Here is an 8,114-nt window from a genome sequence, read left to right as displayed (position 1 = left end):
ATCAAGAGAAGCTTGATTTTCAATTATTCCACCACCTGTAGAAATAATATCAAACTTATTTAAAGTGTCTTTTAAATATTTATACTCTAAATCTCTAAAGTGTGTTTCACCTTGTTCATCAAAAATTTGAGGTATTGTCATATGTTCTTTTAGTTCAATATATTGATCTAAATCCACATAACTAAGTTTTAATTGATTTCTCATGTAACTTCCTACTGTAGTTTTACCAGTACCCATGAAGCCTATTAATATAATTGGTGTTTTATTTAATTGCAACAACATCTACCTCTTTGAGCTTATTAACTATAACTTCTTTATATGTTTTTTCTAAGTTATGTGTTGTCTTTAATTTTAAACTATATTGGCTTACATAAAAAGATATAATAGTTAAATAAATGAAAAAAATAATCATTAAAAAAGGACTTATAAATGATTTTTGTTTATAAATAGAGGGTTTTGATTTGTTTATAATTCGGATTTCCTACCTTCAGTATAATTTTGATTATGTTATCATTCGACTTTATTATTTTTTCTACATTAACTTGATTTAATAAAGTAACATTCCCCTTGCCGTTAATTTGTTTGTATACTTTATTGTTTTTAAATGTATATTCTACGCCACTTTCATTATTCCTTAAAATGAATGTATGTTTGTTTTTCACAAATAATTTAAGATTATTTTGATTTATGTCTCTTATTAAATCTCTATGAAAGAATTCAAATTCTATCGAGCTGTTTTCGTTAGCTAACGCTTTATAATGACTCACTAGTTTTATAGTTAAGGGTAGTGAAGTAAGGATTACTATGGTAATAAGTAGAGCAAAAATCATTTCAATAAAAGTAAACCCTTGTATCCTATTTCTTAACACAATAGTTTTTCTTTTTTGGCCAATTTGAAACACAAATTGTTTGTTTAGACATTCTAACTTGAAATTGATCAATAAATACTCCTTGCTTTATTTGTTTTATATCGAATTTATTTAAGGCTACTATAATGACTTTTTGCATTTCTAATAAATCTAATTGATTTTGATATGTTTTAATAAGATGATTAATTGAACTCATGAACACAAGTGTAATCGTACTCATGATTAAAAAGGCCAATAAACTATCTAATAGAACACTCCCCTTAATTTTATATTTTAATATACCTTATGCGCCCCTTTTCTATGTGAAATATTAATTTATAATTCCCATGTTTCATTTTTAAGTTTATTGAACCAAAATTATTAATATGTCCATCTTTATTAAATGTTAATAATTGTATCTTAGCTATATTGACTATTTTTCCGCCTTTAATTTTCAACTGATATTTTGAACCATGTTCTTCTTTTACTTTTATAGAATTTGTTTGGTTAGTAAATATTAATGAAATTGATTGTTTCTCATTGATAGCTTTAGATTTTAAATAATTCATTTGAGTTATCAGATGATTAATGTTTAATTCTTCGTTAGAAGCTGATACTGATAATAGTGTTTTACCAATAAGTGTACATGCAGTTAGTATAGCTAGAATAAACATAACCATTAACATCTCTAGATAAGTAAATGATGGTAAATATTTAATTTGCAACCGCTTCGCCATTATTAATACTAATAGTTTCTCCTGATTTGCAATTTTTTTGGTTTTCTTTAATAAATCCTTCAGAAATTAAATCTTGGATGGTATTAGGATTTCTATTGTGTTTTAAAGTATATGCTTCAATTTGACTATTAACCATTTTCACTTGAGCGTCACAACCAGTAGTTTGTATATGAGCGGTTTGTTTAGCTATATTGGGAATAATTAGAATAAGCAATAAGCTAATTATTAATAAAACTAGTAACATTTCAATTAATGTAAATGCCTTTTTGTTAAACAGTGTTTTGAATATCTTCAATTTATAAGTCCTCCTTACTATTTAATTGACTGCAACATGTCAAATATAGGTAGCATAATAGTTAAATAAAGTGCAACGATAAATAATCCTAATATTAAAAAGATAACTGGTTGAATGAATTTAATGTGTCTTTTAGCCATAGCTTCGAATTGTTGTATAAGTATCTGACTATATAGCGTTAATTCGATATCAAGTTTTCCACTTTTTTCTCCTTGTTCTATAAATTTAATCAAGTCATTTTCATAGCAATTTAATTTTTTTAATATATCAGGTAGATTTTCTCCTTGATAAGATTGGTTGAGTAACCTGTCTCTTAAAAATTGATGAAATTGATTATTCTCTGATTGTTTATAAATTCTAACGATTATCTGTAAATTAACACCATTTCTATAAAAATGAGCAAACTCATTTGATAATTGATACGTTTTTAAAATTTTATAATAATGTTTAATAATTGGAATGTGACACATTAATTGAATTTGATTTTCTATAGTCATCTTATTAAAACGATATTTAAATATGATAGATAATATACATATTACACTGGATAAAATTATGATGAATAAAGGGAAAGTTGTAATAAAATAAGAAAGAATAGATTGTAATGGAGAAAGTTCTAAATTTCCAAATCTTTCAGCTAAATATGTTTGTGTAACAATGTCACTTGAATAATCTAAGTATTTAAATACTTCCCAGCAAGTTGCATCTTGTTCTATTTTATTTAACACTTCATCATGTGATTTATCTCCTCTATATTTAAAATGTAGATTTAAAAATTTAAATGATTCGTAAAGAGTAAATCCATGTTTAAGTAATTGATGTAATCTATACACTAAATCTAATTGTTCAGATTTAGTTAGGCATTTGGCTTGTCTGAATTTAAATATATTTATCAACAATAGTTTCACATATAATACCTTCTTTTGTCATATCATCTAATTTTGATGCTAATCGTTTAAAAGATTTTGGCATCGTTTGGTTATGTTCAAAAAAGTAATTAATTTGATTTTTAAACATTAGTTCACACACTAATTGTCTGTGATTATGTGATGTTGTAATTAATCGTTGATTGGAAATTAAATTTATAGCTTGAGATAATTCTTGAACTGTTACTCCCATTTCTAATAATCTAAGTAAAGCCCCTCTACAATCATTGGCGTGTAATGTACTTAATACCAAATGACCACTTAGACTAGCTTGAAAGACATATTTAGCGATTTCGGCATCACGAATTTCTCCGATTAAAATAACGTCTGGATCACATCTTAAAATTGCTTTAAATGAACTAGCGTAAGTAATACCTGCTTTGTTATTAACAGAAATTTGAGTAATACCTTTTAAAATTTGTTCAACTGGATCTTCAATAGAAATAACATTTAGGTTTAACTCTTTTTGTGCATACATAACCATTTGATACATTAATGTACTTTTTCCTGAACCTGTAGGACCAGTAAAAAGCAATAAACCTTGCTTCTTATTCATAAAATGTTTAAAATCTTTAAACTCGTATGTTTCCTTTTTACTTTGAAAATATTGAGGCACAATTCTTATAACACGACTTTCACATCCAATTGATAAAGGAAGGGTTGAAATACGTAAGTAATAAACTGACCTTAATTTATATGTATAGCGGCCACTTTGAGCGATTTGTTGTGTAGAAACATCTAAACCAGCTTGGAATTTCATAAACACCAATAACTTACGATATATATTAATATCAAGTGTTTCATAAGGTGTTAATGTATCATTTACTCTAAATTTAATATGAACATAATGCTCCATAGGAATAAAGTGTATATCACTTGCTTTATATGCAATTCCTTTATTAATTATTTCTTGAAATAGAATCTTCATAAAAACACCTCCTACATATATTAACGTAGGAGGTGTTAGTTTTACTTTAACCATTTAAAAATGGATTTAATTGTTCATCATCAACAGTTGTATAAGTACCGTGGCCTGGGAATAATGGTAAATCTCCATCTAATTCAAATAATTTATCTTTAATAGAATCTACTAAAGTTTCATAATCGCCTTTGTATAAATCTGTTCTACCAATGCCATTATTAAATAATGTGTCACCGACTACTGCGAATTCTTTAAAAACAAAAGATAAACTTCCTGGTGAGTGTCCAGGTGTATGCAATACATCAAATGTAAAATCACCAATTTGAGCTGGTCCCTCATCAAGTGATTTTGGTTTGGCCTGGCTTATAACTTGAGGCATACCATATTGCTTGAATTTTGATGCACCATTTTTTTCTGGATCATTTAAGAAGTCGAATTCTTCTTTATGCATATAAACTGGTACATTATATTTTTCTATAATATCGTCAAGTGCCCCAATATGATCGTAATGGGCATGTGTCAGTATAATAGCTTCTAAAGGTTTATTGATTTGGTTTAATTTTTTTATAATTTTATCAGATTCACTAGATGGATCTACGAGTAATACTTTGTTTTCATTTTCAATAAAATAGGTATTAGTATCTACTAAACCTAAAGTTAAACTAGAAATTCTCATGATTTATTCCCCACTATTATCTAAATGTTTTTGTACAGATTTTAATTTATCATTCATCTTTCTAGATTTATCTCTGCGATCATCAATTCTTATATTTGTACAAACTCTATCTAATCCTTTATCAAATGGTAATTCATGTATTGCTTGTACAACTTCGAATAAATCCTTTAAATCACCTTCAATAAGTGTATTCATAGGTGTTAATTGATAATCGATTTTACCTTGATCTTTAAATTCTTTTAACTTTGTTTGAATTTCAGCGATGTATTTACTAACGCTTGGCCCTTCAGTGCCTACTGGAATAACTACTACGTCAACAATTGCCATTATTTTACACCTTCCTTATCTAAAATATATGTTTTGATAAGTCCTGCTGCACCTGTAATACCTGCATCATTACCTAATTCTGCTTGTACAATTTCTGTTTCATGTTGAGCTGGATTAAACGTTAAATTACGATATTCAGTTTTAATATTTTCAACTAAAATTAAACCAGCTGTAGACATTCCACCACCTAGTACAATGTATTTAGGATTACTAGTAACACTAATAATACTACATAAATAAGCGATATAATTCGCTACTTTTTCAGTGATAAAGATACAGAATTGGTCACCTTCTTTAGCTGCATCAAACACTGCTTTAGCTGTAACTTCATTATCTTTTATAAGTTGTAAAATTGAAGATTTAAACGTTAATTTTGGATAATAAAAGTTAACTAAATTGACAACACCTGTAGCAGAGGCAACCGTTTCAATACAACCTGATTTGCCACAGTTACATTTGAAACGTTGGTCGAAATCAGCTCTAAAATGGCCAATTTCAGCACCTGAACCATTATGACCATGTACTAACTCACCATTTGAGATAATACCTCCACCAAGGCCTGTACCTAATGTGATAGTTACAACATCGTCAGCACCATTACCAGCACCTTTATGTTTCTCGCCTAATGCAGCAACATTGGCATCATTATCAACATACACTGGACAATCGATGAAATTTTGATAGATTTCAGTGACATTAACATTGTTGTCCCAATGTAAGTTAACAGCTCCGTTAACGATGCCTGTTTCAAAATCTACAGGTCCAGGAACTCCAATACCAACACCGATTACATCAGACATGTTGTAATTTAATTCTGCAATTTTTGCTTCAAATGATTCATGTATATTTTTTAAAAGTAGTTTTCCTGTATGATCAGTAGTGTCTGTATGAATTGACCATTTTTCAATTCTATCTAGATTAGTATTAAAAATACCTAATTTACAAGTAGTCCCACCAATATCAGCAGCTAAAATAATTTTTGTCATTTATGTTCATTCCTTCTTTGGTTTATTATCAATATACATTTAAGATATTCATCTTTAGTTAATAATTCATAACTGTATAAAGATTTGATTTCTTGTAACATCATTTCATACATATCTTCTGGATCTTTGAAATAGATGATATATCCATATTTTTTTAATAATTGCAAAACATCATAGAAATTATTAATTTTACGAGTCACTTTTCTCACTCAACTCTTTTTCTAAATTTTTATATTGAGCATTTTGAGGATTAGCTTTTCTAGCTTTTTTAATATATTTTAAAGCTTTACTTTTATCTTTTAGTGAACGATTAGCAATTGCCATTTCATAATTCAATGCACCGGAATTAGGAAACAGCCTTAATCCACGTTCCCATTCCGCCATTGCTTCAGCTTTAGAACTTTTAGCAGCTGTAATTAAACCGCTTAGGTAATATGTTTGATCATCAGCGTAATCTTTTTTAATAGATTTATTTACAATTTTTCTAGCTTCATCATAATTACCGGATAACATTTGATCCCGAATTAATTTATCATAAATATTATCTTCTTTAATACTAAAAATTCTTATCTGCATTGCCACAAACAATACTAATAAAATAATCAGTAGTATCCAGAAAATATTACGGTTAACAGTAAAATAATAACCAATTAAGGTAATTAAGAGACCACCAATAAATCCGCCTAAATGTGCCATAACATTAATATTAGACATGAATATTGATAATCCGATTAAAATAACTAAAGCTATTAATAATTGGCCAATTACTTTTTTATCAAAGCTTTTACTTAAATATAAAATTGCAAAAATTGAACCAATAAGCCCAAAAATAGCACCACTGGCACCGACAGAAATCGTTGTGGTATTAAATGATAAAGAAACAAAATTTCCAAATATGCCTGCAAATAAATAGATGGCTAACATCCGCCATGAACCTAATACTGATTCAACTATTTTACCAAAAATAAATAGTGAAAGCATATTCATGAGTATATGTTCAAAATTAAAATGTAAAAACATTGAGGTAACTAAACGATACCATTCACCATGTACAACATTGAAATGTACTAATCCACCTACATCAAGTAATTTTACATCAGAAAATCGATTAAAATAAAGTATCATGCATAGCCATAAGACTATATTAATTATTATTAAGGAATATGTAACTGGTGAAAAGCGTTGCATATGTTTATCTAAGAGATTAGATGAAAGAACTTTGTTTCTATAAAAGATAGATGTCTTTTTAGAATCCTCTCGATTTATCATTTTAGATAAAATAACATTGGGCATTGCAAGTTCTAATTCCCTCTCATCACTAATCCTTCTAAATTTTATCTTCTGAGGATAGGTTTCATCTAATGATTCTGTCGATAATGATTTATCAGTAAAATAATAAAATAGAATTGTTTGAGGTTGAAAACCAGCTAGTTGTTCTATATTTTCCTTATTTTCAATAACTCTGCTTTTATCAAACCGAATTTCCTGAGTCGTAGTGATATGATTCGAAAAAATTACAATTGTTTTCTTTCTTTTGTTACTTAACCAAATTTCTTGGTCATCTTTTTCTCTATTAATTACATCGTAGTTTAAATACCTAATCCAGTAATAAATGGTTTTCCAAAATTGCTTTTTAATGTTCATGTATGCCTCCATTGGTGGCTATTATAAATAATTAATTGATCGACCGGTTGATCGTGTGTATCGGGTTGAAAATCAGTTAATTGAAAATCATATAGCAAACTTATTGTATTGGTCTTGAAATTTGATAGAAAGCGATCATAGTAACCCCCTCCATATCCTATTCGATAGCCATCTTTTCTAAAGCCAACACCAGGTACGACGATTAAATCTAAATGATTGGAAGTATTTGATTCAGAAACTGAATGATTAATACCTTTTTCATCTTTTTCTATGTCATTAATATTTAATAATTGTTTAAAAGTCATAACTTTAGTCTGATAATTAACTTCAGGTACATATACTTCTTTATTATCGTTTAAAGCTTGTTGAATCATTTGATATGTATTTACTTCATGTGACAATGACAACACAAATCCTATAGAAGATGCATTTTGATATGCTTGAGAATTAATAAGTTCTGTGGCTAACCAATTGTCTGCCTCATTTTTCTGCATGCTATTATGCTGTTTCATTTTAGTTAAAATATTAGCTCTTATATTTTTTTTGCTCAAATTTTCACCTACTTTTACTACCCCATATTATAACGTTTATCTAATTTTATGTCATTATGTTGACTAAGATATTAACTTTTTAATGATATTAAAATAAGCGATTGTACAAATTTTGTTAAAAGCTTTGAATAAAATGAGGTTTTGTAAACATAAAATATTTGACTATAAAATTTAAAAAGACGAAATTCCGTCTGAGGAATTT

General features: G+C 27.9%; 12 protein-coding genes. All 12 read right to left on the bottom strand.

Annotation, left to right across the window (positions count from 1 at the left end):
• Positions 1-282: shikimate kinase (locus tag CD121_RS09880; RefSeq protein ID WP_306669226.1), on the bottom strand; the 282-nt coding region annotated here is incomplete at its 3' end.
• 573 nt (positions 283-855) lie between these two features.
• The gene (locus CD121_RS12295; protein WP_185817761.1) at positions 856-1,104 is read right to left on the bottom strand and encodes a hypothetical protein; all 249 of its coding nucleotides are present in this window, start codon (positions 1,102-1,104) and stop codon (positions 856-858) included.
• A 31-nt stretch (positions 1,105-1,135) separates the two neighbouring features.
• Positions 1,136-1,585: a competence type IV pilus minor pilin ComGD gene (gene comGD, locus CD121_RS12290; protein WP_177244131.1), complete on the bottom strand. Its 450-nt coding sequence runs from the start codon at positions 1,583-1,585 to the stop codon at positions 1,136-1,138.
• On the bottom strand, positions 1,563-1,874 hold the full coding sequence (gene comGC, locus CD121_RS09865; protein WP_029055749.1) for a competence type IV pilus major pilin ComGC: 312 nt from the start codon (positions 1,872-1,874) through the stop codon (positions 1,563-1,565). The genes comGD and comGC overlap by 23 nt, the downstream gene beginning before the upstream one ends.
• A 23-nt stretch (positions 1,875-1,897) precedes the next feature.
• Entirely contained in the window at positions 1,898-2,788 is an 891-nt protein-coding gene (locus CD121_RS09860) for a type II secretion system F family protein (protein ID WP_126568111.1), read from the bottom strand.
• The gene (gene comGA / locus CD121_RS09855) at positions 2,760-3,734 is read right to left on the bottom strand and encodes a competence type IV pilus ATPase ComGA (protein ID WP_126568109.1); all 975 of its coding nucleotides are present in this window, start codon (positions 3,732-3,734) and stop codon (positions 2,760-2,762) included. Before comGA ends, CD121_RS09860 begins: the two co-directional genes overlap by 29 nt.
• Positions 3,735-3,780: 46 nt before the next feature.
• Positions 3,781-4,404: an MBL fold metallo-hydrolase gene (locus tag CD121_RS09850; protein ID WP_017636253.1), complete on the bottom strand. Its 624-nt coding sequence runs from the start codon at positions 4,402-4,404 to the stop codon at positions 3,781-3,783.
• A gap of 3 nt (positions 4,405-4,407) precedes the next feature.
• Positions 4,408-4,731, bottom strand: coding sequence for an MTH1187 family thiamine-binding protein (locus CD121_RS09845; RefSeq protein WP_017636254.1), 324 nt, complete (start codon positions 4,729-4,731; stop codon positions 4,408-4,410).
• Positions 4,731-5,717, bottom strand: a complete 987-nt coding sequence (locus CD121_RS09840; RefSeq protein WP_017636255.1) for an ROK family glucokinase — start codon at positions 5,715-5,717, stop codon at positions 4,731-4,733. Before CD121_RS09840 ends, CD121_RS09845 begins: the two co-directional genes overlap by 1 nt.
• Positions 5,714-5,917 carry a YqgQ family protein gene (locus CD121_RS09835; protein ID WP_017636256.1) on the bottom strand — a complete coding sequence of 68 codons (204 nt, stop codon included), beginning with the start codon at positions 5,915-5,917 and terminating at the stop codon, positions 5,714-5,716. The genes CD121_RS09840 and CD121_RS09835 overlap by 4 nt, the downstream gene beginning before the upstream one ends.
• Positions 5,907-7,361 (bottom strand): rhomboid family protein, encoded by a 1,455-nt coding sequence (locus tag CD121_RS09830; protein WP_029055746.1) that lies wholly within the window; start codon positions 7,359-7,361, stop codon positions 5,907-5,909. Before CD121_RS09830 ends, CD121_RS09835 begins: the two co-directional genes overlap by 11 nt.
• A complete protein-coding gene (locus CD121_RS09825; RefSeq protein ID WP_029055745.1) occupies positions 7,358-7,912 on the bottom strand; it encodes a 5-formyltetrahydrofolate cyclo-ligase in 555 nt (184 codons plus the stop codon). Before CD121_RS09825 ends, CD121_RS09830 begins: the two co-directional genes overlap by 4 nt.
• Positions 7,913-8,114: the final 202 nt, after the last annotated feature.

It is taken from the genome of Staphylococcus pasteuri, assembly GCF_003970495.1.
Taxonomy (GTDB): domain Bacteria; phylum Bacillota; class Bacilli; order Staphylococcales; family Staphylococcaceae; genus Staphylococcus; species Staphylococcus pasteuri.
This window is presented reverse-complemented; position numbering and strand designations above follow the sequence as displayed.

What these genes read in the sequence shown, in the direction of transcription:
- CD121_RS09830 (WP_029055746.1), bottom strand. Translation starts at nt 7,361, where the DNA reads ATGAACATTAAAAAGCAATTTTGGAAAACCATTTATTACTGGATTAGG.
- CD121_RS09845 (WP_017636254.1), bottom strand. Translation starts at nt 4,731, where the DNA reads ATGGCAATTGTTGACGTAGTAGTTATTCCAGTAGGCACTGAAGGGCCA.
- comGD (WP_177244131.1), bottom strand. Translation starts at nt 1,585, where the DNA reads ATGGCGAAGCGGTTGCAAATTAAATATTTACCATCATTTACTTATCTA.
- CD121_RS09850 (WP_017636253.1), bottom strand. Translation starts at nt 4,404, where the DNA reads ATGAGAATTTCTAGTTTAACTTTAGGTTTAGTAGATACTAATACCTAT.
- CD121_RS09840 (WP_017636255.1), bottom strand. Translation starts at nt 5,717, where the DNA reads ATGACAAAAATTATTTTAGCTGCTGATATTGGTGGGACTACTTGTAAA.
- comGA (WP_126568109.1), bottom strand. Translation starts at nt 3,734, where the DNA reads ATGAAGATTCTATTTCAAGAAATAATTAATAAAGGAATTGCATATAAA.